This window comes from Nannocystis pusilla (genome assembly GCF_020073745.1).
In the GTDB taxonomy this organism is placed as follows: Bacteria; Myxococcota_A; Polyangia; order Nannocystales; family Nannocystaceae; genus Nannocystis; species Nannocystis radixulma.
This window is the reverse complement of record NZ_JAIRAU010000032.1, coordinates 36907-62202: the sequence shown is the minus strand read 5'-3', so window position 1 is coordinate 62202 and position 25296 is coordinate 36907. Positions and strand designations below refer to the sequence as shown.

The following is a 25296-nucleotide window of genomic DNA, read 5'->3' as shown; positions in this document are numbered from 1 at the left end:
GTCTGGGAGCGCGGGGATGATAGCGGTCTGATTTTGGGCTGGAAAGCCCCTGGATCATGGCCGAGGCCCAGGGGTAGCAGAATCCGACGCGGAACGGACCCGCCGGAGCAACATGAGACCTGCGAGGGTGATCAGGACCCCGATCCCGAGGGCGATCCGCATGGTCCGGTTGTCGTGCGCCGCGAGGGCCTGGCACCCCGCCACGACCACGATCACGGCCGCCAGCAGGTGCTCGGCGACCGCGGGCCGGCGCCGCCCGCCCGGAGCGACCAGCGCCAGGCCGGTGCCGGCCATCCACGCCAGCGCCGCGGCCGGCGCGAGGAGAGCCGCACCGCCCGCGGACATGCGCGACAGCACGAGCGACGCCGCCGGGACGATCACCGCCAGCAACGCCAGGTGACCCGCCAACACCGGCCTCCGCGGTCCGAGCGCAGATCCCGCGAAGCGCACCACGGGGCCGAGCAAGGCCGCCAGCAGGCCGAGGAGCAGCGCGACCGCCGAGGCCGCGACGATCCCCTCGGCCTCGTCGATCGGGATCCCGCTGCCGCGGTGCAGCGCCTCCCCCAGCCCGGCGATCGCCTCCGCCAGCGGCAACGGCCGCGAGAGGTCGACCGGCGGCGCCAGCACCGGGGTCCACCATGTCGCCGCCGCAAGGCTGCACGCCAGCCCGAGCGTGCCGGCGAGGATCGGGAGCGCCCGCGGGACCAGGCCTCGCCACCGGGCCGCCGCGCGGCCGGTGCCCGCCGCGATCGCGGCGTGACCTGACCCGAGAGCCAGGAGCGCGACCCACGGCGCCAGCCCCCGCGGCGCCTCCCACCCGGCCGGCCGCGTCCACGCCTCGACCTGTACCGAGAGACCTGGCCCGAGGAGCAGGAGCGAAAGGACAGCCGCGATCGCGGCGACGGCCCCGCCCCAGCGCGCCAGGCCGGCGGCGGCGCCTCCGCGCGGCCCGAGGGCGGCCAGAGCCACCAGGCCGAGCGCGATCCAGGCCCACGCCCGCAGCTCGCCGTGGACCCGCTCGCGCGGCCAGCCGAGCGCGCGCGCCAGCGACAGCCGCGGCTGGCCCAGCGCCTCGGTGTAGCCGGTCCAGCGCCCGGTCAGCCCGAGGCCGGCGCTGGCCTCCGAGCTGTACTTGTCGGGGCACATGCGCTCCATCACCGCGTCGGGCTTGCGCGGGCGCGGGTCGTTGGGCGCGCCGGGGCACACGAACTCGACCCGCGAGCCGCGGCCGACGCCGCCGGAGGTGACGCGCAGGCGCGGCTGGGTCGGCTGCTCCTCCGGCCGGTCGAGCCGCTCGCGCACCTCCGGCAGCTCCTCGGCGACCGCCGTGGCCTCGGCGAAAGCCTTGTATGCGCGCGCCGGCCCGTGCTCGGCGTACTGCAACTCGGCGATCGCGTGCAGGTCGCGCGTCAGCGCCTCGGCCAGCCCGGCCGGCCCGTAGCCCTTGCTGCCGTCGGGCTCGACGTAGTCGTTGATCGGCAGGTCGAACGGGCCGTAGCCGTCGACCAGCACCGCGGTGGTCTGGAACGGGTGGATGCCGAGGATCGGCCCGCCCCACGTCTCGCCGCGGGCGTGCGCCCCGGCGGCCTCGAAGCGGGCGCCCCAGGCCCCGGCCGTGAATGTCCCGAAGACCATGGCCAAAAGGACAAGTCCTTGCAGCCATGTCCTTCGGGTCAGGGCCAACACGAGCGCGGCGACCAGCCCCGGCGCGGCCGCCCACAGCGCCGCCGGGTAGGCCACGACCACGCCGGCGACGGCCCGCGCGGCGACGGTGACGATCGGGATCGCCGGGGCCAGGATCAGGGCCGCCAGCGCGATCCGGCGCGCCCGCGGCATCGCGGCGACGTCGGCCGGATCGGGGGCTCCCGGGCCGCGACGGGCGACAAGCAGGATCGCGCCGAGGCCGACCAGCAGCGCCGGCACGACCCCCCACGCGAGCGGCACCGACAGCCCCGCCGCCAGCCCGACGCCCGCGGCGACGGCCACGCCGCCGAGGTCGGCGACGGCCGGCGCGGCCCCGGAAGGAGGCGACACGATCTCGGGAGCGGCAGGGCCCGCGGACACGCGGCTCTTTTACCAGAGCGGCGCGGCGAGGCGGCGCAGATCGGCTAACCTCCCCGCCGATGTCCTCTCCCGCGATCACCGGGCCGCTCCCCCTCCTGCCCCTGCGCGGCGCCATCGTCCTGCCGGGTACGACCCAGCCGGTCGACCTCGGACGCAGCTCGCCGGCGATGCAGGCGGTGCGCGCGGCGCAAGACCGGGCCCGCGGCGGCGCGGGGCGCGTCATCGCCGTGCTGCTGCGCGACACCTCCGCCGCCACGCCCGCCCTCGATCAACTGTATCCGGTCGCCATCGCCTGCGAGGTCGTGCAGGTGCTGGCCGGCACGCCCGGCCGCACCTCGGTCACGCTGCGCGGCCTGAGCCGCGTGCGCCTGCACGACATCTACCCCGAGCGCGACTATCAGATCGCCGAGTTCGACACCGCCGCCGAGATCGTCCACGAGCCGACCCTCGCCTACGCGCTCGCGGGGGCGCTGCAAGACCTGGTCAAGCAGCACGACGGCCTGCAGCCCTCGGCCGCCAAGTCCAAGGCGCGGGCGCAGGCGCAGGCGACGATCCTGGCCGAGCGCTCGCCGAGCCTGATCGCCGACCTCGCGGCCGCGCACGTCGAGCTCGACGGCGACGAGCGGCTGGCGCTGCAGCAGGAGACCGACGTCGTCGCCCGCCTGCGCAAGGTCATCGAGCTGCTGAGCCACCGCACCAACGTGCTGCAGGTCAAGCGCGACCTCGATCGCTACGTCCGCGAGCACCTGTCGAAGCACGAGCACGACGCGCTGCTGCGCCACAAGCTCAAGGCGATCCAGCACGAGCTGGGCGAGTCGGAGGGCGAGGCCGAGGAGCGCGCGCTGCAGGACCTCGAGCGGCGGCTGCAGGCCGCCGAGCTGCCGCCGGAGGTCAGGACCGCGGCCGACCGCGAGCTCGGGCGCCTGCGGCGGATGAACCCGCAGAGCAGCGAGGCGACCACCTGCCGCACCTGGCTCGAGTGGATCGCCGACCTGCCGTGGAGCCCGGCGACGATGACGGCCGACAAGCTCGACATGGGCGCCGCGCGCAGCCTGCTCGAGGCCAACCACTACGGGCTGCAGAAGGTCAAGAAGCGCGTGCTCGAGTACCTGTGCGTGCGCAAGCTGGCGCCCGACAAGCGCGGCCCGATCCTCTGCCTCGTCGGCCCGCCGGGGGTCGGCAAGACCTCGCTCGGGCGCAGCATCGCCGACGCGCTCGGCCGCCGCTACGTCCGGATCTCGCTCGGCGGCATCCGCGACGACGCCGAGATCCGCGGCCACCGGCGCACGTACATCGGCGCGCTGCCCGGGCGCTTCATCCAGGCGATGAAGCGCGCCGGCAGCAAGAACCCGGTCATCGTCCTCGACGAGATCGACAAGCTGGTCGGCGCCAACCTGCGCGGCGACCCGGCCTCGGCGCTGCTCGAGGCGCTCGACCCCGAGCAGAACACGGCCTTCCACGACCACTACCTCGGCGTCGACTACGACCTGTCGAAGGTCATCTTCCTGTGCACCGCCAACGACCTCGGCACGATCCCCGGGGTCCTGCGCGACCGCCTCGAGATCATCCAGCTCACCGGCTACACCATCGAGGAGAAGCTCGAGATCGCCAGGCGCCACCTGCTGCCCAAGCAGCGCCAGGAGAACGGCCTGTCCGAGGTCGCGGTCGAGGTCCCCGAGGACGTCCTGCTGACGCTCGCCACCCAGTACACGCGCGAGTCCGGGGTCCGCAACCTCGAGCGCGAGCTGGCCTCGCTGCTGCGCGACGTCGCCATGCAGATCGCCGAGGGCAAGCAGCCGGGCCTGGTCGTCGGCGCCGACGAGGCGCTGCGGATCCTCGGCCCGCCGCGCTACTACGACGAGCTGGCGGCCAAGGAGCCCTCCCCCGGCCTGGTCACCGGCCTCGGCTGGACCCCGACCGGCGGGACGATCCTGTTCGTCGAGGCGACCCTGACCCGAGGGACAGGTCACCTGCGGCTCACCGGCAAGCTCGGCGAGGTCATGAAGGAGTCGGCCCAGGCCGCGCTCAGCCTGGTGCGCAGCCGCGGCGCCGAGCTCGGGGCCGACGCCGCCGTGGTCCGCGACCTGATGAAGCACTACGACGTGCACATCCACTTCCCGGCCGGCGCGGTGCCCAAGGACGGCCCCTCGGCCGGCATCGCCATCTCGACCGCGCTGGTGTCGCTGTTCTCGCGCCGGCCGGCGCGCGTCGACGTCGCTATGACCGGCGAGATCACGCTGCGCGGCCAGGTGCTGCCGGTCGGCGGGATCCGCGAGAAGGTCCTCGCCGCCCACCGCGCCGGGATCCGCGACGTCATCCTGCCCGACCGCAACCGCAAGGACGAGCCCGAGATCCCCGAGGCCGCCCGCGCCGACATGCGCCTCCACTACGTCAAGCACATCCGCGAGGTCCTCGACGCCGTGCTGCTGCCGAGCGAGGACGTCGAGGCCGCCGAGTAGCGCGGCGCCGGTGCGAACGGACATGTCCTGCGGGGCATGTCCGTTCAGGCATATCCCCAGCGACATGCCCGCCAAGACATGTCGCTCCGCGCCGCTTCACTTGGCGCGGATGACCTGGTCCTCGGCGGCCTTGATCTGGCGGGTGTAGCCGACGATCTCGGGGTAGCGCGCGGCCTCGTAGGTGCCGACCACCAGGGTCGAGCGCGTGGTCAGCTTGAGCTGGTTCGGCGCGACCTGCTTGATCGTGCGGCGGTAGGTCCCGAACGGCCCCTCGATCGTCTCGTCGGTCGGCGGCGCGGTGAAGCTGGCGCCGTCGAGCTTGATCGTCACGCTGGCCTCGAGGACGGGCGCGTACGGCATGGCCCAGCCGGTCTTGCGCTGCGGCAGCGAGGCGTAGTTGAGGCCCATGTTCATCGGCACCGCGTTGGCGCGCATGAGCAGCTCGCCGCTCTGCTGCACGATCGCGCCGCGGATCTTGGCGGTGAACACCAGGCGCAGCGGCTTGGGCAGGTCGAGCTTGTGCTCGATGTCGAGGCTGACCAGCTCGGCGCCCGAGCCGACCAGGATCGCGCCGAGCTCGGCGCGCTCGAAGCCCTCGTTGATGCGGTCGGCGTCGAGCGTGCGCAGGACGTCGCGCCAGGCCGCCGCCTCCATGCCCTGGAGCTCGATCGTGCCGCGCAGCGTGCCGGTGCCGTCGCGCGCCAGCTCGAGCTCGAGGTCGTAGCTGCGGCGGTCGGCCAGCGCCGGCGGCGAGGCCGGCAGCCGGACCGGGCCCGGGGCGGCCTCGTCCTCGCCGAGCTGCACGCGCATCGCCTGGGCCTTCGACAGCCCGGGCAGGAGGTAGCCGATCGGCAGCACCTTCGAGCTGGTGAGCACGATCGTCGGCGCCTTGCCCCCGGTGTTCACGGCCAGGACCGGCACCTCGTAGCCCTCGAGCATCGGGCTGCCGCCGGGCAGCGGCTTGATGGTGAAGTTGTCGCGCACCAGCCACAGCTCCGACTTCACCCCGGCCTCGCGCAGCAGCGCCTTGAGCAGCGTCAGGCGGTTGCCGCGGTGGGCCGACAGCGACGCCGTGGCCGGCACCGTGATGTCGCCGGCCTCCTCGATCTCCTCGACCACCCACGACCACAGCGCCTGCAGCTTGGCCTGCGGCGTGGACGCGTTGCGCGTGAGGTTGGCGGCCAGCGTGCGCAGCTCGGGGTTGGCGCGCTGGCCGGTGTAGATCCGCAGGCCGAGGCTGGCGAGCCACTTGTTCGGGTCGACGTCGGTGTAGACGCGGACCGAGGGCACCTCGTCGAGGATGTGGCGCATCTGCGGCTCGACGCCGATCCGCTTCGAGCGCTCGACCTTCCATGTCTTCAAGACCAGGTCGGTGCCGGGCATCGGCCCCTCGACGGTCGCCGGCGCGCCGGCCCGGCGATCGACCTTGATCGCCACCGACTTGGGGTGCGCGACCAGCAGCTCCGACACGTGGAACGGCACGTCGGGCGACTGGAAGCGGAAGGTCGTGAGGTCGACGTACCCGGGCAAGAGGCCGAGCGGCTCGCGGTCGAGCAGCAGCTCGTACTCGACGCAGTCGCCGATCTGCAGCCCGCGCAGGCTGAGGCCGCTCTTCTCCGGGATCGACTCCGGCTCGAACACGGTGCCGTCGGCCTTGATGGTGTGCAGCGTCAGCACCCTGGCGCCCTCGGGCGGCGTGATCTCGCCGTAGCGATCGATCGCCTCCTTGCTGCGCAGCTCGACGATCGTGTGCACGACCTGGCGCTGGCTGCCGTCCTCGTAGACCCGGATCGCGCTGCGGTCGAGCACAAGCACCTCGCTGGCGCCCTCGTAGTCGGTCGGCCGCGGGGCGTTCTCGGCCCCGGGCGGCGCCGCGACGGCGAAGTTGGCGGCCTTGTAGGCGGCGACCAGCGGCGGGCCCTCCACGCGCAATTGCTGGAGGTCGTCGGGGATCCCGAGGCCGGCGGCGATCGTGTGCAGGGCGGTGCTCTGCGGCGCCTTGGTCAGCGCCTCCTTGACGCGCGCGCGCGCGGCCGCCGGATCGCCGGCGCGGGCCAGCAGGTCGGCGGTGGCCACCAGCGTGCGCGCGCCGAACGGCCGCAGCGCCAGGACCTTCTTGCGCCACGCGATCGCGGCCTCGTAGTTGCCCTCGGAGATCTCGAGCTCGGCGAGCTGCTCGATCACGTCGATGTCGTCGGGCGTGCGCTCGAGCAGCTTGAGCAGCAGCGCGCGCGCGTCGGCGTTGCGGCCGCGGCGGAACGCCAGCGCCGCGCGCGAGCCGGTGGTGCCGCCGCAGCGCTCGAGCTCGATCGCCAGCGCGTCCTCGCGGGCGACCTCGCTGCGCCGCTGGGCCAGCGTCCGCTGCGCCTTGAGCACCGCGCACGCGCGCGGGTGGATCGCCGCGGCGCGGGCCAGCGCGGCCTCGGCCAGCGGCTCGTTGCCGCGGGCGAGGTACGCGGCGAAGCGGACCATCTCGCCGGGCACGTGGCGCAGCGCCTTGGCGGGCAGCGCGGCCAGGGCGGCCTCGACCTCGCTGACCTCGTTCTTCTCGAGGTCGAGCTCGAGCAGGCGCACGCGCGCGCGGTCGAGGTCGGGCGCCAGGCGCAGCGCCTCCTCGATCGCCTCGCGCTGGCGCGACGTCGAGGCGGTGCGCTCGCGCGTCGGGTCGGCGATCTCGAACGCCGCGACCAGCACCTGGCCTTCGGGGAAGTCGGGCCCGTAGGCCTGCAGGTTGCCGGTGTAGCGCTCGGCCGCGTCGGAGTCGCCCTCGGCCAGCGCGTCGGCGGCCGCCAGGTAGGCGCGCAGCGGCAGGTAGCTGGCGCCGGCCAGCGGCCCGCGGTCGGCCAGCAGGTCGTGGTGGCCGACCCGCTGCGGCTCGCCGGTGAACGGGGTCGTCGCCGCCGGGCCGTCGGCCCTGGCGGGGACCGCCTTGCCCTGGGCGTCGGTCGCCCGCACCAGCACCCACGTCTTCTCGCGCGCCGCCGCGGTGTGGACCTCGAGGCGGTGCGGCCCGGGCGCGACCTTCAGCTGCAGCAGGTTGTCGCTGGCCGGCCAGCGGTCGGCGCGGTCGCTGCGGTAGATCGGCTTGCCGTCGAGGTAGACGCGCATCGGCTCCTGGCTCGACAGGCCCAGCGTGAGGCTGTCCCCGGGGACAGTCAGGGTCGTGCGCATGCGCCGGACGCCGCCGCGCGGGGTCAGGTTCCAGGTGCGCACGGCGCAGGCCAGCGGCGTCAGCACGGCCGTCGGGTCGGCGCGGAACTTATCTGTCCCGGAGGACATGTCCTTCGCGGCAGCGCGGAGCTCGAGCGCCTCGAGGCTGCCCTCGACCGGGCCGACCTGGAACGCGCGCACGCAGCCCTGCTCGTCGTAGTACTGCAGGTACGGCTCGTCGTGGCGGCGGGCGATCTGGGCCCGCAGGCTGACCAGCGGCTGGCGGACCTCGACCGGCAGGCGGTCCTTCGCCAGCTTCTTGTAGAAGCGGACGAACTCGTCGTCGTCGTCGGGCAGCTCGCCGTGGTTCTCGGCCATCAGGCGCGCGGCCAGCTCGGCCAGGCCGACCTGGACGCGGCGCGCCTCCGGGTCCGCTTGCGGTGCGGCAGCAGCCCCGGTGATCAGCGCCTGGGCCATGCTGCGCGTCGTCTTGGCGTCGAGGCGGGCGTCGGCGAAGATCATCCGCGAGGCCTGCGCGACCATGTCGCCCTTGGCGGCCAGGCGGTCGAGGATCGGCCGCGCCTTGGCGGCCTGCTTGAGGAACAGCCACTGCAGGTGGGCCGCCTCGCGCCAGGCGCCGTCGTCGTCGGGGTGCGACTTGAGGCGGGCCTCGAGCGCGCGCAGGCGGGCCCGCGCGCTGTCCTCGGTGTGCGGCTCCTGGGTCGCCTCCCGCGGCTTGCAGGCGGGCGCGGCCGCGGCGGCCAGCAGCGTCGAGATCAGGGCTGCACGAAGGGACATGCGCGAACGAACAGGGTGAAAGGGCAAGGTGCTCCGGGACATGTCAGTTCGCCCCCCGCGGCTCGGGCCGGAGCTCGAACGCCTGCTCGAGGGCGCCGTCGACCTGGCCGAGGAACTCGCGCAGCGCGCGATAGTCGGCGGCCTTGAAGCGGTGGGTGCGGTACTCGAGCTCGGTGCGGACCTCGACGCGGTCGCCGCGGCCGGCGACGGCGAGCGAGAAGCGGGCGAACGGGGTCTCGAACGTCTTGCTCGCGGGCGCGTGGCCGAAGGTGTAGCCCTTGGGCGCGGTGACCTCGATGACGTTGATCTCGGTGGCCGGGGCGGCCATCAAGAGGTCGTGCTCGCGCGCCGCCTGGCCGGCGAGGCCGCGCTGCAGCCCGGTGCGGTGGCCGAGGACGTTGAAGCGCAGGACGTCGCCCTGGCGCTGGGCCCACGCCGGCACGGTCCAGGCGGTGCGCACCTGGACCGGGTGGAGCACGTCGCCGATGCCCGGCGCCTCGAGCTCGCGGATCTCGAGCCCGGGGAACTGCCCGCCCCACACCTGCGTCAGCCGCTCCTTGCGCGTCTCGGCCGCCTGCAGCGCGCTGCGCCACGAGGCCGCCGCGGCGCCGGTGACGGTGAACAGGTGCTTCACGTCGGCGCCGCCGTCGGGCTTGAGCTCGACCGTCTGGTGCACGATCTGGCGGTTGTCGCCGGGCTGGCTGACCGGGATCGTCTTGAACTCGGCGCCCTTGCCGTCGCGCACCACCAGCACCGTCGCGCCCTGATCGCCGGTCGGCAGCTCCTCGGCGCCGGAGAACTCGGCGGTGCCGTCGAGGTAGAGGTCGAGGCTCGGGACGTAGGTGATCGCGTGGTTGAAGGCCGACAGGCTCGCCGGCGCGTCGCCCAGGGTGCCCTGGTCGCGCGTGCGCACCAGCACCAGGTGCGAGGCGATGCCGGCCTCGGCGAGCATGACCTTGAGCAGGCTCGCCTTGTCCTTGCAGTCGCCGAAGCGGCGGTCGTACACGTCGGTGGTGCGGTACGGCTTGAAGCCGTGGATGCCGAACTCGAGCCCGACGTAGCGCGTCGACGTGATGACGTGCTTGTAGAGCGCGCGCACCTTGTCGCGCTCGCTCGCGTTCTTCGGCAGGCCCTTGAGCACCTCCTGCACGGCGCCCTTGATCTTGGCGTCGACGACCAGCTGCTCCTTGACCAGGTTCCAGTACCAGCGGCCGACCGCGTCCCAGTCGCTGAAGGTGCTGACGTGGAGGTACTTGACCAGCTCGGTCCAGCCCGGCATGCCGTTCTCGGGCTTGACCCCGCGGCGCTCGCCGGTCGTCACCTTGTAGCGCACCGTGTCCTTGGTCGGCCCGGGCTCCTGCTGGACCGGCTGGTTGAAGTACAGCTTGCGCGAGGCCGGCGCCTCGAGGATGTACTCGCGCAGCAGCTGCGGCTCGAACCCCTCGAGCGGCGCCATCTCGCCGAAGTAGTCGTCGAACTTGTTGCGCAGCGCGGTGTCGCGGCGCATGAACGCGACCTCGAGCACGTCGCCGACCCGCAGGCCGCTGAAGTTCACCCGCTGCTGGCGCTGGTCGTAGAACATGCGGTAGCCGGCGTCGGTCAGCGAGACCACCGTCGGATCGCCGATCTCCTCGATCCGGCCGTCGGCCCGCCGCACGCGCGCGCGGCGGACGTCGACGTAGGCCTCCTCGGGGTCGTAGACCATGCCCTGCACGGCCTGGCTGCGGATCCCGCGGTCGTCGAGGATCCGCACCACGCGGTGCTCGAGCCGCTCGGTCAGGCCGTTGGGCAGCACGCGCACGACCGTGCGGTGGAGCAGCACCCCGGCGTCCTTGCCGGCCCAAGACTTCGGGGTCGGCTTCTTGGCCAGGGCCCCGAAGTCGACCGGATAGCGGGCCAGCAGGTCGTCCTTTTGGGTCGCGTCGAGGGTGGCCAGGTAGTCGCGCAGATCGGGCTGCTGCGGCCGCAGGGCCAGCGAGCGGCGCACGCTGCGGATCGCGGCCGCGCCGTCACCGTCGCGCGCGGCCAGGCGCCCGAGCGCGGTGTGGAGGTCGGCGTCCTGCGGCGCGAGGTCGACGGCGGCCTGAAGCGCCGCGCGGGCGCGGGTCAGATCGCCGCGCGCCTCCTCGAGCCGGGCGAGCTCGCGGAACGCCTCCGGCAAGCCGGGCACGGCGGCCGCGCGGCGGCGGCCGACCTCGGCGGCCGCGTCCGGCTTGCCGAGCCGCAGCTTGCCGTCGGCGATCTGCCGCGCCAGCCCGCCGTCGGTCGGCCGGTCGCCGGCCAGCTTCTCGAGCAGCGCCAGCGCCGGCTCGGTGCGCCCGAACTCGAGCAGGCGGTCGGCCTTGTCGCGCAGCAGCAGCGCCGACCCGGGGTAGCGCTTCAGCATGTCCTCGACCCACTCGAGCGCGGCCAGCGGGAAGCCGTCGCTCGCCAGCCGCGTGGCCAGCGTGAGCTCGATGAGCACGTCGTCGGGGGTGGTGGCGAACGCCTCGTCGAGCAGCGCCCGGCCCCGCTCCTCGAGCCCGAGGCTCTGGTAGCGCAGGCTCAGGTCGGCCAGCATCGACGCCAGCAGCGAGGCGCTGGCCGGGCCCTCTTTGCGCGCGCGGGCGATGCCGCTGAGCAGCGCGGTGCGGCTCGAGTTCTGGTCGGGGTCGAGGATCGACAGCAGCTGGGCGCTGCGGGCGCTCTTGACCGCTTCGTCGGCCTCGCGAGCGCGGTCGACCGCGGTGCGATCCTCGGGGGCGAACGGCGCGGTCCAGCGGTAGAACTCGACCAGCGCGAGGCGGTCGGCCGGGCGCGGTCGCGGCCCCTGCGCGCGCGCCTCGAGGAGCCCGCGGAGGCTCCGGACGGGCTTCAATTTCGCGGGCGGTTTCTCGGCTATTTTCAGTGGGTTAGCCGACGCTTTTTCACCTGACGCTTGAACCGCGTCCGGGGCCGCGTTCTGGATCTTCAGGCCGCTCAGCGGCGCGCCCGAGGGGGCGCTGACGCGGGCGTAGAAGCCCCACAATCCCTCGTCGGCGCCGAGCTTGACCAGCAGGCGGTTCCACCCGGCCTGGAGGCGCATCGGGTGGGCGTCCTGGAGCGCGTTGGGCGAGTGGTAGCTGTCGGCCTGGCCGACCGGGACGCCGTCGAGCCAGGCCTTGTAGGCCCCGGCGGCGCCGATGTGCAGCGCGGCGTCGACCGCCTTGTCGCTGCGGATCCACAGGGTCGCGTAGCCGGTGACGTCCGAGTCCGGCTGGAGCAGGTCGCCGAGGTTGACGAAGCCGCTGCGCGGCGCCTTGGCGTGGACGAATTGCCGCCACGGCAACGGCTCGCCCGGCAACTTGCCGACGAAGGTCTGGCCGGCCGAAAACGGCGCGGTCTCGGGCTCGAACACCTGGTCGTGGCCGCCGCGGCCGCTGTTGTCGAACGGGCCGACGATCTGCCAGTCGAGCAGGTAGCCCTCGGCGCGCAGCGCCGCCTCGGCCTCCTGACCCCCCTGCCCCTCGTGCTCGAGCAGCTGCCCGCGCACGTAGCCGGCGTAGCTGGCGACCAGCGGCTCCCGGTGCTTGCGCGCGGCGTCGACGAAGGCCAGCAGCTCGTCGCGCGGGACCTCGCCGTGGAGGTCGTAGACCACGCCGAGGAGCGCGAGGATGGCCGCCGGGCCAGGTTCGTTGCGCAGGATCGCCTTGCGTCGCTCGAACTCGCGGACCCAGCGGCCAGGGTGAGCGGCGTCGCGGATCCCCGGCTGGAACAGCGCGGCCTGCGGGGGCGCGGCGGGCGGCGAAACGGGTGCTGTGGACGGAGCGGCCGCTCCCGGGGCCACGGCGAGCGCGAGCGCGAGCCAGGCGTGGCGGGCGGCTGTGACGGCGAGCATGGGCGGCCCATGATGCGGGAGTTTTTCGCGGGTTGCCACACTCCGCGCTCATTTGCGCGAGGCGGGCGGCGCGGCGGGCCGGCGACGCGCGCGCGATCAGCCGCGAGCCAGCGCGACGATGTCGTCGACCACCGCGGGCTCGGCCAGCGTGCTGGTGTCGCCGAAGCCGGCCGGGTCGAAGTCACCGGCCGCGATCCTGCGCAGGATCCTGCGCATGATCTTGCCCGAGCGCGTCTTCGGCAGCCCGCGCACCAGCAAGATCCGGTCGGGCGTGGCGATCGGGCTGATGGCCTTTCGGACCTGTTCTTTGAGCGCGCCGGCCAGCTCCTCGCGGTCCCAGGCGTCGAATTCGGGCCGGGTGATGACGTAGGCGCAGATCCCCTGCCCCTTCAGCGCGTGCGGGAAGCCGACCACCGCGGCCTCGACCACCGCGGCGTGGCCGACCAGCGCGCTCTCGATCTCGGCGGTGCCGAGGCGGTGGCCGGCGACGTTGAGCACGTCGTCGACGCGGCCGGTGATCCAGTAGTAGCCGTCGGCGTCGCGGCGGCAGCCGTCGCCGGTGAAGTAGTAGCCGGGGAAGCGCGCGAAGTAGTTGGCGAGGAAGCGCGCGTGGTCGCCGTAGATCGTGCGCGCCTGCCCGGGCCAGCTGCCCGCGAGGCACAGGTTGCCGGCCACGTCGTTGCCCTCGACGACCTTGCCGTCGTCGTCGACCAGCACGGGGACCACGCCGAAGAACGGCAGCGTCGCCGAGCCCGGCTTGCAGGCGATCGCGCCCGGCAGCGGCGCGATGAGGATCCCGCCGGTCTCGGTCTGCCACCAGGTGTCGACCACCGGGCAACGACCCTCGCCGACGACGTCGTGGTACCAGCGCCACACGTCGGGGTTGATCGGCTCGCCGACGCTGCCGAGCACGCGGATGCTGTCGCGCCTGTACTTGCGGACAGGTTCATCGCCCTCGCGCAGCAGCGCGCGCAGGGCCGTCGGCGCGGTGTAGACGATGGTCGCGCGCAGGTCGTCGACGACCTGCCAGTAGCGCCCGGCGTCCGGGTAGGTCGGGAGCGACTCGAACATCACCGTGGTGACGCCGTTGGCCAGGGGACCGTAGACGATGTAGCTGTGTCCGGTGATCCAGCCGGCATCGGCGGCGCAGAAGTGGATGTCGCCGGGGCGCGCGTCGAACACGTAGTGATGCGTGGTGGCGGCGTAGACGAGGTAGCCGCCGGTGGTGTGGAGCACGCCCTTGGGCTTGCCGGTCGAGCCCGAGGTGTAGAGGACGAACAGCGGATCCTCGCTGTCGACCCACTCGATCGGACAGGTCGCGCGCTGGCGGGCCAGCTCGTCGGCGAGCCACAGATCGCGGCCGGGCTTCATCGCTATGGCGGCGCCGGTGCGCCGGGCCACGAGCACGCTGCGCACGCCGTCGAGGTGAGCGACCGCCTCGTCGACGACCGACTTCAGCGGCACCCGCTTCGGCCCGCGCAGGCCCTCGTCGGCGGTGATGACGACGGCGCAGTCGGCGTCGAGGATCCGCTCCCGCAGCGCGTCGGCGCTGAAGCCGGCGAACACGACCGAGTGCACGGCGCCGATCCTCGCGCAGGCCAGCATGGCGTACGCGATCTCGGGGATCATCGGCAGGTAGATGCACACGCGGTCGCCCTTGCGGACGCCGTGGGCCCGCAGCACGTTGGCGAACCGACCGACGCGCTCCTGCAGCTCGCGGAAGGTGATGGTCTCGTACTCGCCGGGCTCGTTGCGGGCCCACAAGATCGCCGGCCGATCGGGCGTGACCGCGGCGTGGCGATCGACGCAGTTGTAGCTGACGTTGAGCCGACCGCCGTGAAACCACGCGATCTCGCCGGGCCGCGCGTCGGCGTCGCACACCGCGTCGAACGGCCGGTGCCACGCCAGCCGCGCCGCCTGCTCGGCCCAGAACCCCGCCGGATCTGCGACGCTGCGGCGGTAGAGCGCCTCGTAGGCGGCGCGCGAGGACACGTGAGCGCTCGCCGCGAACGCGGGCGGCGGCGGAACCAGGGTCGACTCGGACATGGCGGCGAGGATAACTCCGCCGCGATCGCCCGCGGGAAACTTCGGCCGAGGCCGCGACGAGCCGCGCGTGGCCCCGCAAGAACGCCGCTCTCGCCGAGCCCGGGTGTGGGCGTCGCGGCCGCCTAGCCGACGCGCCGGTAGCGGCCGGGCGGCGACTCGACGACGAGGCCGAGGCGCTCGGCCTCGAGGATGTCGACGAGGCGCGTCAGCAGATCGGGCACCGCGTCGAGGCCGAGGCCGCGCGGTCCGGCCTCGGCGAGCGCCGCGTCGAGCCAGCGCAGCGGCTCGGGCCAGCGCCGCTCGAGCGTGACCGCGGCCCCGGAGACGCGCGCGAGCCAGGTGGTGAACGCGGCCGCGAAGGCGTCGGGCTCGCCCGGCAGGCCGGTCGCGCCGCGAGCGACGAGATCGGCGCAGCCGGGGCTGCCGAGCACCACGGCCAGCGGGCGCTTGCGCTTGAGGGCGCACAGCCCGGTGCCGTGGCTGCCCGAGCGCCCGGCCGCCTCGACCACCAGCACCGCGGCCGCGAGCTCGACGACGAGCGCGTTGCGGCTGGCGAACATCGCCTTGCACGGCTCGGTGCCCGGCGGGTGACAGAACAGCAGCCCTGATCCGGCCGCGGCGGCGATCGACCTGTACCAGGGGACATGTTGCGAGGGATAGGGACGATCGGCGCCGCACGGCAGCACCGCCAGCTGCGGCACGGCGGCGGCCAGCGCCGCGCGGTGGGCCGCGATGTCGATGCCGATCGCGCCGCCGGAGACCAGGGCGAGGCCCGCGGCGCGCATGGCCGCGGTCGCCGGTCCCAGCAGCGCGAGGCGATCGCGACGCGCCGCGCGGCTGCCGACGATCGCCACGCGGGGCGCCGGGGGCAGCTCGCCGGCGAGGAAACGAGGACCGGAGCCGGCGAGGCCGAGATCCGCGGAGGTGAAGGGTCGCGTCGTGAACACATGGAGGAGTCGCTCGCCGGGCCCTCGCTTTTGCACGAGCCGCCGCGCGCCAGCTTTGGCAGGCTCGGACGTTTCGCGGGATCGTGCTCGCGGCACGCACCCGGATCGGCGTTGCGAGCGCGTGTCCGACCCCCTGACAGGGATGTCCCGATGGCGGGACAACCGCCGCGTTGAATATCTTCATAGGGCTGAAATCATTGAGCTTTTCACTGCCGTCCGGTTCGCCCACGACGTGCATCGCCTCCGACGTCATGGCCCGCCTCGTCAGCCCCCTCCTCGCGGTTCTCGTGCTCGCTCCCGCCTGCGCCGAGGACACCACCGGGGCCTTCGAACCGGCCGACGACAGCTCGGCCGGCGCCACCTCGGGCGGCGAGTCCGCCGGCTCCGAGGAGGACGACGACGAGACGGCCGAGAAGGACGCCGCGCCGCGGTCGCTGCTCGAGTGCGAGATCGACGTGCCGTGCGAGTTCCCGTTCCTCGGCGCCAACTTCGACGCCAGCCTCGGCGCCGCGCTCACCACCAGCGATCTCTGCGTGTTCGCCACCCTCGCCAGCGGCGAGCCCGCGCTGATCGAGACGGTCGCCGAGTTCAGTGACGCCACCGCCCGCCTCGACTACGTGATCGTCGGCCCCGGCGAGACGCTGCGCCAGGCCTCGGGCGAGAGCGACGCCGGCGGCCGCTGGCTCAAGGGCGTGTACCGCTGCGAGCTGCAGCCGCGCGAGTTCTTCACCGCGTGCATGAAGGCGCCCTCGTCCGAGTGCCTCGACCCCGAGGCGTGGGTCGTGGGCTGCGACCCTCTCGACAACCTGGTCTGCCCGGGCTAATCGTGCCCGGGTGAAGGTCAAGGCTGCAGTCGCTCATCGTGCCGGCGCGCCCCTTCAGATCGAGACCGTCGATCTCGAAGGACCACGCGCCGGCGAAGTTTTGCTCGAGATCAAGGCGACGGGGGTGTGCCACACCGACGCCTTCACCCTGTCCGGCAAGGACCCCGAGGGCCTGTTCCCGACGATCCTCGGCCACGAGGGCGCAGGCGTGGTGGTCGACGTCGGCCCCGGCGTGACGTCGGTGAAGAAGGGCGACCACGCGATCCCGCTCTACACGCCCGAGTGCCGCCAGTGCAAGTTCTGCCTGTCCGAAAGGACCAACTTGTGCCAGGCGATCCGGTCGACGCAGGGCCAGGGCCTGATGCCCGACGGCACCAGCCGGTTCTCGATCGGCGGGCAGAAGCTGTTCCACTACATGGGCTGCTCGACGTTCTCGAACTACACCGTGCTGCCCGAGATCGCGGTGGCGAAGATCCGCGAGGACGCCCCGTTCGACAAGGTCTGCTACATCGGCTGCGGCGTGACGACCGGCGTCGGCGCGGTCATCAACACCGCCAAGGTGCGCCCGGGCGACAACGTCGTGGTGTTCGGCCTCGGCGGCATCGGCCTCAACGTGATCCAGGGCGCGCGCATGGTCGGCGCCAACATGATCGTCGGCGTCGACCTCAACCCCGGGCGCAAGGCCATCGCCGAGCGCTTCGGCATGACCCACTTCGTCGACGCCAGCCAGGTCCCGGCGGCCGAGCTCGTGCCCCACATCGTCAACCTCACCGGGGGCGGCGCCGACTTCTCGTTCGAGTGCGTCGGCAACGTCACCGTGATGCGACAGGCGCTCGAGTGCTGTCACAAGGGCTGGGGCACCTCGGTGATCATCGGCGTCGCGGGCGCGGGCGAAGAGATCAGCACGCGCCCGTTCCAGTTGGTCACCGGCCGCGTCTGGAAGGGCTCGGCGTTCGGCGGCGCGAAGGGCCGGCGCGACGTGCCGAAGATCGTCGACTGGTACATGGACAAGAAGATCAACATCGACGACCTCATCACCCACGTGCTGCCGGTCGAGAAGATCAACGACGCGTTCGACCTCATGCACCACGGCGAGTCGATCCGCACCGTCGTCACGTTCTGACCGCGCCCGCGCGCCGAATCGCCGCGAGCGGCCCTTCGCGGGCCGCTCCTCGTCCGAGCGAGGGAGCGGCCGGCCGGGCGCACCGACAGCGTGCTCGCCCCGCCGACACAGTCCTCCATGCGCGGCCGTGATCCGGCGCGCGAACCCGCCTGCGCCCGCAAGTCTCACGGGCCCGGCGCGCCGGGGGAAAGTGGCGGACTGCTACACTGCGCGCGCTCGTGCCCATGACGCCGCAGATCTTCGGTCGTTACACGCTGATCCAGCGGATCGGCGAGGGCGGCATGGCCGACGTCTTCCTCGCCGAGGTCGGCGTCGCCGAGGGCCTGAAGAAGCGCGTCGTCATCAAGAAGATCCGCAGCGACGTCGCCGACCAGCCCGAGTTCATGCGGATGTTCGTCGCCGAGGCCGAGGTGGCCCTCGGCCTCAACCACGCCAACATCGTCCAGGTCTTCGACTTCGGCCGCGTCGGCGGCGCCTTCTACCTGGCGATGGAATTGGTCGAGGGCGTCGACCTCATGCGCCTGGTGCGGCTGGTCGGCCAGCGAGGCGAGCGCGTGCCGATCGTCATCGCCGCGTACATCGCCCATCAGGTCGCGGCCGGCCTGGCCTACGCGCACGCCAAGCGCGACGACTTCGGCCGCCCGCTGGCGATCGTCCACCGCGACATCAGCCCGCACAACATCATGCTCAGCCTCGCGGGCACGGTGAAGATCCTCGACTTCGGCATCGCCCGCACGGCCGCGCGGGCGCGCGGGCACGGCGACGAGGACAGCACGATCCAGGGCAAGATCGCGTACATGTCGCCCGAGCAGGCCCACGGCTGGCCGCTCGACGCCCGTTCCGACATCTACTCGCTCGGCGTGGTGCTCTACGAGCTCCTGATCGGCGAGCTGGTGTTCCGCGACAGCGACCGCATGGCCGCGCTCGAGCAGGTCCGCACGCGCCCGCTGCCTCCGCTGCGTCGGGTCGCCCCGCAGGTGCCGGAGGAGCTGGCCGCGGTGGTCGACCGCGCCCTCGCGCGCGAGCCGAACGAGCGCTGGGACAGCGCGCGCGCGCTGCAGGGCGCGCTCTCGGCGTTCCTCCACCGCGCCGATCCGGTCGTCGACGACGAGGTGCTGTCGGCCTTCGTCGCCGCGCGCGTGCCCGACCCGCTGTTCGCCCGCGCCTCGGGCGAGTCCGACGTCACGCGCGAGATCGAGGGCTCGCAGTCGCAGCTGCACGCGCCGCCGCGGCCGGAGGTGCGCCGGGTCGTGCTGCTGAAGGCCGCGCTGGCGCCCGCGCCGGGCGTCGAGGTCCCGGCCGAGCCGGCCCGCTTCCACGCTCTGGCCCGCGACATCGCCTACAAGCGCGACGCCCAGGTGTGCGAGCTCGGCTCGCGCGGGCTCATGATGGTGTTCGGCGCGGTGCTCGACGCCGGCGACGTCGACGAGGCGGCGCTGCGGGCCGCGCTGGCCCTGCGCGAGGCGGCCAGCGAGGCCGCGCCGGGCCACCAGATCGGCGTCGTCCTGGCCGCAGCGCCCTTGCCGATCCGACATGTCCCCGAGGGCATGCCGACCGTCGAGGTCGGACACGACCTGCGGCGCCACCTGCAAGCCATGGCCGACGGCGTGCTCGACGGGCCCGTGCTGGTCGCCGGCGACCTGGCGGCGCGGCTGGCCTCGGGCTGGCAATTCGGGCCGCCGCGCGCGGTCGAGGCGGCCCGGCCGCGGCGCGCGGTCGAGCTGACCGGCGGCGTGCTGCCGCCGTGGGCCAGCGCGCTGGCCCACGCGGTGCCGCTGATCGGGCCGGTGGTCGCGCCGCGGCTCGTCACCGCCGGCGGGCGCCAGCCGCTGTACGGCCGCGAGCTCGAGCTCAAGCTGCTGCGCGACAGCTTCGCCGAGGCGATCCGCACCCGGGTCGCCCGCGCCGTGCTGGTGTGCGGTGGGCCCGGGATCGGCAAGCGCGCCCTGCTCGACCGCTTCCTCTCGGCCCTGCCCCGCGGCGGCTGCGTGGTCCTGCGCGCGCGCGGCCAGTGGCGCCGGCGCAACGTCCCGCTCGGGGTGTTCCACGAGATGCTGCGCCAGTTCCTCGACATCGGCCCGGAGACGAGCGCGGCCGACATCGAGTCGCGCCTGGTCGGCGAGCGGGTGGTCGGCGCCGGCCAGCTGGCGCAGACCCTGGCGCGCGCGCTCGGCGTGTCCCCGGGGACAGGTACCGAAGCACATGCTCGATCGGTCAGCGAAGCGGTCACCGATCCGCAGTCGCGCCGCGAGCGGCTGTGGCGGCCGATCCGCCGCCTGATCCGCGCTCTGGCCCAGCGCCGCCCGGTGCTGGTGGTCGTCGAGGACCTCCACTACGTCGACGCCCACAGCGTCAGCCTGCTGCACGAGTGGCTGCGCGAGCCGCACAGCCTGCCGCTGATGGGCATCACCACCGCCCGGCCCGGCCCGCGCGCCGACGAGCTGCGGGCGCTGCCGCGGGTCCACGCCATCGAGCTGCGCGAGCTCGACGAGCACGCCCGCCGCGAGCTGGTGGTGCGCCGCTTCGACGACCCGGCCGAGGCCGAGGAGCTGGCGGCGGCGATCGTCGCGCGCACCGGCGGTAACCCGCTGTTCATCGAGGAGACCCTGGCCGACCTGCTGCGCCGCGGCGTGGTCGGCCCCGGCGAGGACGGCAGGCTGTGGCGGGTCCACCAGCGCGGCGCTCGCATCGAGGTCCCGCCGAGCGTCGAGGACGCGCTGCTGGCCCGCCTCGACGCGCTCGACCCCGAGGCGCGCGCCCTGGTCGACGGCGCGGCCGTGCTCGGGCTGACCTTTCGGACAGGTGAGCTCGCGGCCCTGATGGAGCGCCCGCTCGCCGATTTGACCGCGCCGCTGGCGGCGCTGGTCGACGCCGGCGTGCTCGAGCGCCCGCCCCTGCCCGCCGGCGCCCCGCCGGCCGCGCGGTTCGCCACGCTCAGCCTGCACGAGGTGGCCCGCACCAACCTGGCCCCGGGGACATGCGAGAGCCTGCACGCGCGCGCCGCCGAGCTGAAGAGCGCCCGCGCCGACTACCAGCCCGGCCGCGACGACGGCCCCATCGCCGACCACTGGGCCCAGGCGCGCCGCCCCGAGGCCGCGATCGAGCCGGCCCTGCGCGCCGCCCGGTTCGCCCGCGACGTCGCCGGCAACGTCGAGGCCTACTACTACCTGTCGCTGGCGCTGCGATCGATGCGCGTCGACAGCGACCCGCGGGCCTGGGACGCGCTGCGCGAGCGCGAGACGATCCTGGCCGCGTGGGGCCGCCGGCGGGCTCAGGGCGCCGATCTGCGGGCGATCCTGCGGCTCGCGCTCGGCGACACCGAGCGCGAGGTGCTCGCGCTCGGCCGCCTGCTCCGCTTCTACCTCGACTGCGGGCGGATCCAGCGCGCCGAGCAACTGTTCCCGCGCCTGGCCCGGCAGACCGAGGCGCTGCCCGACGCCGATCCGCACCGCGCCGCCGTCGGCGAGCTCGGCTCGGCGCTGATGCTCGCGCGCGACCGGCCCGAGGAGGCCGAACGGCTCGCGGCCGCCGGCCTGGCCCACTGCCCGCCCGAGGCCGCGCCCCAGCGCTGCCGCCTGCACGCCGCGCTCGGCCGGGCCCAGCTGGCCCAGGGCCGGCTCGCCGAGGCCGTCGTCAACTTCGAGGCCACGCTCCACCTGGCCCAAAAGACAGGCCTCTTGCGGCTCGAGGGCGAGGCGCTCAACAGCCTCGGCGAGGTCGCCGGCCGCGGCACCCGCTACCAGGAGGCGGTCGACTACTTCCGCGCCGCGCTGCAGGTCGACCGCGACCTCGGCGACCGCGCCGCCACCGGCACCAAGCTGGCCAACCTCGGCATCGTCTACACCGCGATCGGCCTCTACCGCCGCGCCGAGCGCTACCTCCGCAAGGCGCTCGAGCTGCACGAGGCGATCGGTCACCCGGGCCTGCTCGTCGAGGTCGTCGTCAACCTCGGCGAGGTCTCGGCCGAGCACGGCGACGTCAAGGCCGCGCGCGCCCTCCTGCTCGACGCCGCCGACATGGCCGCGGCCCGCGGCGACGCCCGCACCGAGCTGCGCGCCCGCGCCCGCCTGGCCCGCGCCCTGCTCGACGGCAACCCGCCCGACCTCGACGAGGCCCGCGCGCTGGCCGAGGCCGTGCTCGCCCGGGCCCGCGGCCTCGGCCTGCGCACCGCCACCTGTCGCGCGCTACATGTCCTTTCGCGCCTGTCCGAACGAGCAGGTGACCTCGCGGCCGCGCGCTCGCTCGAGGAGGAGGCGGTCGCGCTGGTCCGCGCCGGCGCGGCGCCGATCGACGGCGTGCTGTCGATCCACCACCTCGGCCACCTGCTGGCCGACGTGCGCCCGGCCGAGTCGGCCGCCCTGCTGGCCGACGCCGCCGCGGCCGTGCGCGCCCGCCTCGAGGGCCTGCGCGACGAGGAGCTGCGCCGCGGCTACCTCGCCCAGGCCAAGGTGCGCGAGATCCTCGGCGAGGCGTGAGCGCGGGCGAGGTGACATGTCCCTTCGGACATGTCACCCGCCGGCCGCCGCGCGTGCGCCTCACATCGGGATGACCACGCTCTTGAGCTGTCCGCCGGTCATGTCGCTGTACGTGTAGTGCTCGTTGGCGATCGGCAGGAACTGCTTGTTCACCGGGTTGAGCGGGTCGATCTTCCACGCGCCCTGCCACTCGTCGACGATCCACACGAAGCCCTCGTCGTCGACGCTGACGCCCACCGGCGTCGAGCACGGGTTGAGGGTGTGGAACTGGATCATCGTGTTCGTCACGTGATCGATCTGGACGACCCCGCACGTGCCGTTGTCGGCGGCCCACACGTGGCCGTCCTTGTCGGCCCCGATCCCGCGGTAGCAGCCGGCCTCGGTGCCCGGGACCGAGATGAACTGCTGCGTCACCGGGTCGAACGTCGACACCGGGCCGCAGTTGCCGCCGAACCACGGGTCGCCGTCGGGGTCGACGGTCATGCCGTAGAACTGCAGGTTGAACGGCGGGGCCCAGCGGTCGACCGTCACCGGGTTCTGCGCGGTGTTGAGGCGGAACAGCTCGCCGCGCAGGCCGGTGAACCACACGTCGAGGTTCTTGTCGAGCGCGGCGCCGTACGGGCCCCACGAGGTGTCGCCGATGAACCAGTTGGGGATCGTGACGGTCTCCTCGGCCACGCCGGTCATGCCGTCGAAGCGGACCATGTGCGCCGTCCCGCCCTGCACCGGCAAGTAGCCGACCCACACCTTCGGGTCGACGAACTGACAGAGGTTCATGTCCCACGTCCCGGGCGTCCAGGTCACGCCGCGCGGGCCGCCGCCGATCTGGCCGTTGAACGGCAGGACGCTCGACCACAGCACGCACTCGTCGGCGTCCCAGGCGAGGAGGTCGTCCTTCGTCTGCGACGTCTCGATCATCCCGTTGTTGTTCTTGTCCTTGCAGTCGTCGACGTTGGCCGCGATCATCGTCACCCGCCCGGTGCCGCGGTTGTTGACGACGACGAAGCGGCCGTCGACGCTGACCGCCGTGCGCGACGGGCTCTCGGTCCCGCCGCTCGGGCCGCTGCGGTAGCGCGCCAGCTCGACGACGCCCTGCGTGTCGACCTTCGAGATGCTGCCCTGATCGGTGTTGGCGACCCACAGGAAGCTCTTCTCGATGTCGCCCATGCCCTGGGTGTCGCCGGGCATGCAGTTGGGCGGGTCGCCGGTGGTCGACGTCGTGCTCGTCGTGCCCGACGTGGTCGTCGTCGTCGACGTGCTCGGATCGACCGCCGTGGCGGTGCCGGGATCGGTGGTCGAGCTCGGGTCCGTCGTCGTCGTCGACGTCGTCGGCGTCGACGTGGTGTTGGTCTGTCCCTGGGTCTCGCCCGCGGTCCCCGAGTCGGTGTCGGTGGCGCTGGCGCTGGTCGTCGGCGTCGTCGTCGGCGTGTCGGTCGTCGACGTCGGCGTCGTCACCGAGGTGGCCTGCGCCGTGTCGCTGGCGGAGGAGGTGTTGTCGTCACCGCAGCCGGCGACGACCAGTCCCAAGAGACAGGGGAACAACCGATAGGCTCGCATGCCCACCAAGGTAGCGGATCCACCCGTCAACTCGACAAAAAATCAGGTGGATTCACCCGGCAAAGCAGCGGGCGCCGACGCCCAAAACCAGGCTTCCCCCGAGGGGACCGTCTGCAAGGCCGGCAGGCCGGCCGGGCGTCGCGCCGGCGCGTCGGCGAGCGCTCCAGCGCGGCCCGGTGCGGGCGTCCGCCTCACATCGGCAGGACGACGCTCTTGAGCTGCCCGCCGGTCATGTCGCTGTACGTGTAGTGGTCGTTGGCGATCGGCAGGAACTGCTTCATGTTCGGGTTCAGCGGGTCGATCTTCCACGCGCCCTGGTACTCGTCGACCACCCACACGTAGCCCTCGTCGTCGACACTGACGCCGACCGGCGTGTTGCACGGGTTGAGCGTGTGGAACTGGATCAGCGTGTTCGTCACGTGGTCGATCTGCGCCACCCCGCACGGCCCGTTGCTGGCGACCCACACCGCGCCCTCCCTGTCGGCCGCCAGCCCGCGGTGGCACGCGTTGGTCCCGGCGATGCTCGTGAACTGGTTCGTCATCGGGTTGAACGTCGACACCGGGCCGCTGCAGTTGCCGAACCACGGGTCGCCGTCGGGGTCGACCGTCATGCCGTAGAGCTGGTCGCCGCCGGGCGGCAGCCAGCGGTCGAGCGTGTTGCCCATCTGCGTGTTGATGCGGAACAGCTCGCCGCGCAGGCCGGTGAACCACACGTTGAGGTCCTTGTCGAGCGCCGCGCCGTACGGCCCGTAGTCGGCCCAGCCGTGGATCCAGTTCGGGATCGACACCGTCTCCTCGATCACGCCCGTCTCGCCGTCGAGGCGGGCCATGTGCGCCGTCGAGAACTGCGCCGGCAGGTAGCCGAGCCACACCTTCGGGTCGACGAACTGACACAGGTTCGTGTCCCACGTGCCCGGCGTCCACGTCACCCCGCGCGGCCCGGCGCCGATGTTGCCGGCCTGGATCGGCAGCTGCGTCGACCAGCGGATGCACTCGTCGCTGCCCCACGGCAGGATGTTGCCCGGGCTCTGCGACGTGTCGATCATGCCGTTGCCGTTCTTGTCGACGCAGTCCTCGGTGTTGGCCGCGATCATCGTCACCCAGCCCGACTGGCGGTTGTTGACGACCACGAAGCGGCCGTCGACGCTGACCGCCGTGCGCGACGGGTTGTCGAGGTAGTTGGCGCCGTTCGGGCCGCTGCGGTAGCGCGCCAGCTCCACGACCCCCTGCGTGTCGACCTTCGAGATCGTGCCCTCGTCGGAGTTGGCGACCCAGAGGAAGCTCTTCTCGACGTCGCCCATCCCGCCCGAGTCGCCCGGCATGCACGGGAACGGATCGGTCGTGTTCCCGCTGGTGCTCGTCGAGGTGTCGATCGGATCGGTGGTGCCCGTCGTGGTGGTCGTGCCGGTGACGCCGGTGCCGGTGCTCGTGTCGTCGGTGGTCGGCCCGGTCGACGTCGGCGTGCCCGTCGTCGGCGTGCCCGTCGTCGTCTGCCCCTGCGTGTCGCCCATGGTGCCCGACGCGGTGTCGGTCGCCGTGCCGCCGTCGGTCGTCGTCGGCGTCGTCGCCGTCCCCGTCGGATCGGTCGACGTCGGCATCGTCATCGACACCGTCCCTTGTGTCACCGAAGCGGAGGCAGAGGTCCCGCCGTCGTCGCCGCACGCGGCCGCAGAGAGAGAGACGACCAGACCCGAAAGACAGGTCACAACACGGACATCACGCATGCCCTCAAACTACCAGGGTCATCCCGGCGTGAACCCAGAATTAAGTGGATGTCCCCTACAAAAATTCACTGGATTACTCCCATCTGCGTGCCGAAATGACGAGGTCTTACCCCCTCAATGTGGAGCTTGACGCGCGTATGCGCCCGCACGGGGTGCGGATCGCGGCTCGCAGCGAGAAATTTCGATCGTGCCAGTGAAACCTCCGCATCGGGTGAGTACGACGCGCTGAGCAGCGGACTTTCCTCGCGTGCGACGGCGATGATCTGCGAGGCG

11 protein-coding genes are annotated in these 25296 nt (G+C 73.1%); 4 read left to right on the top strand and 7 right to left on the bottom strand.

All coding sequences use genetic code 11. The features are described from left to right. Positions 1-54 precede the first annotated feature (54 nt). Positions 55-2034 (bottom strand): hypothetical protein, encoded by a 1980-nt coding sequence (locus K7C98_RS25255; protein ID WP_224194321.1) that lies wholly within the window; start codon positions 2032-2034, stop codon positions 55-57. An 89-nt stretch (positions 2035-2123) separates the two neighbouring features. Here K7C98_RS25255 and lon point away from each other — a divergent pair, with 89 nt between their 5' ends. Beyond that, positions 2124-4523 (top strand): endopeptidase La, encoded by a 2400-nt coding sequence (lon, locus tag K7C98_RS25250; protein ID WP_224194320.1) that lies wholly within the window; start codon positions 2124-2126, stop codon positions 4521-4523. A 96-nt stretch (positions 4524-4619) separates the two neighbouring features. On the opposite strand, the gene K7C98_RS25245 is transcribed toward lon, so the two are convergent. The 4 genes from K7C98_RS25245 to K7C98_RS25230 all read right to left on the bottom strand — a co-directional run bounded on the left by K7C98_RS25245 (position 4620) and on the right by K7C98_RS25230 (position 15320). Beyond that, positions 4620-8471, bottom strand: coding sequence for a hypothetical protein (locus K7C98_RS25245; protein WP_224194319.1), 3852 nt, complete (start codon positions 8469-8471; stop codon positions 4620-4622). Positions 8472-8514: 43 nt separating this feature from the next. Continuing rightward, positions 8515-12327 carry a DUF3857 domain-containing protein gene (locus K7C98_RS25240; RefSeq protein ID WP_224194318.1) on the bottom strand — a complete coding sequence of 1271 codons (3813 nt, stop codon included), beginning with the start codon at positions 12325-12327 and terminating at the stop codon, positions 8515-8517. 96 nt (positions 12328-12423) lie between these two features. Next, positions 12424-14373, bottom strand: coding sequence for an acetate--CoA ligase (gene acs, locus K7C98_RS25235; protein WP_224194317.1), 1950 nt, complete (start codon positions 14371-14373; stop codon positions 12424-12426). A 122-nt stretch (positions 14374-14495) separates the two neighbouring features. After that, a complete protein-coding gene (locus tag K7C98_RS25230; RefSeq protein WP_224194316.1) occupies positions 14496-15320 on the bottom strand; it encodes a DNA-processing protein DprA in 825 nt (274 codons plus the stop codon). A gap of 251 nt (positions 15321-15571) precedes the next feature. Between K7C98_RS25230 and K7C98_RS25225 the strand changes: the two genes are divergently transcribed. The 3 genes from K7C98_RS25225 (at position 15572) to K7C98_RS25215 (ending at position 21742) form a co-directional block, all read left to right on the top strand. Continuing rightward, positions 15572-16144 (top strand): hypothetical protein, encoded by a 573-nt coding sequence (locus K7C98_RS25225; RefSeq protein ID WP_224194315.1) that lies wholly within the window; start codon positions 15572-15574, stop codon positions 16142-16144. 10 nt (positions 16145-16154) lie between these two features. Then, a complete protein-coding gene (locus K7C98_RS25220; RefSeq protein WP_224194314.1) occupies positions 16155-17267 on the top strand; it encodes an S-(hydroxymethyl)glutathione dehydrogenase/class III alcohol dehydrogenase in 1113 nt (370 codons plus the stop codon). Positions 17268-17491: 224 nt separating this feature from the next. Further along, entirely contained in the window at positions 17492-21742 is a 4251-nt protein-coding gene (locus K7C98_RS25215; protein WP_224194369.1) for a protein kinase domain-containing protein, read from the top strand. A gap of 60 nt (positions 21743-21802) precedes the next feature. On the opposite strand, the gene K7C98_RS25210 is transcribed toward K7C98_RS25215, so the two are convergent. Together K7C98_RS25210 and K7C98_RS25205 are read right to left on the bottom strand one after the other, a co-directional pair. After that, positions 21803-23299: a lyase gene (locus K7C98_RS25210; protein WP_224194313.1), complete on the bottom strand. Its 1497-nt coding sequence runs from the start codon at positions 23297-23299 to the stop codon at positions 21803-21805. Positions 23300-23490: 191 nt separating this feature from the next. Beyond that, positions 23491-24903 (bottom strand): lyase, encoded by a 1413-nt coding sequence (locus tag K7C98_RS25205; protein WP_224194312.1) that lies wholly within the window; start codon positions 24901-24903, stop codon positions 23491-23493. Positions 24904-25296 lie beyond the last annotated feature (393 nt).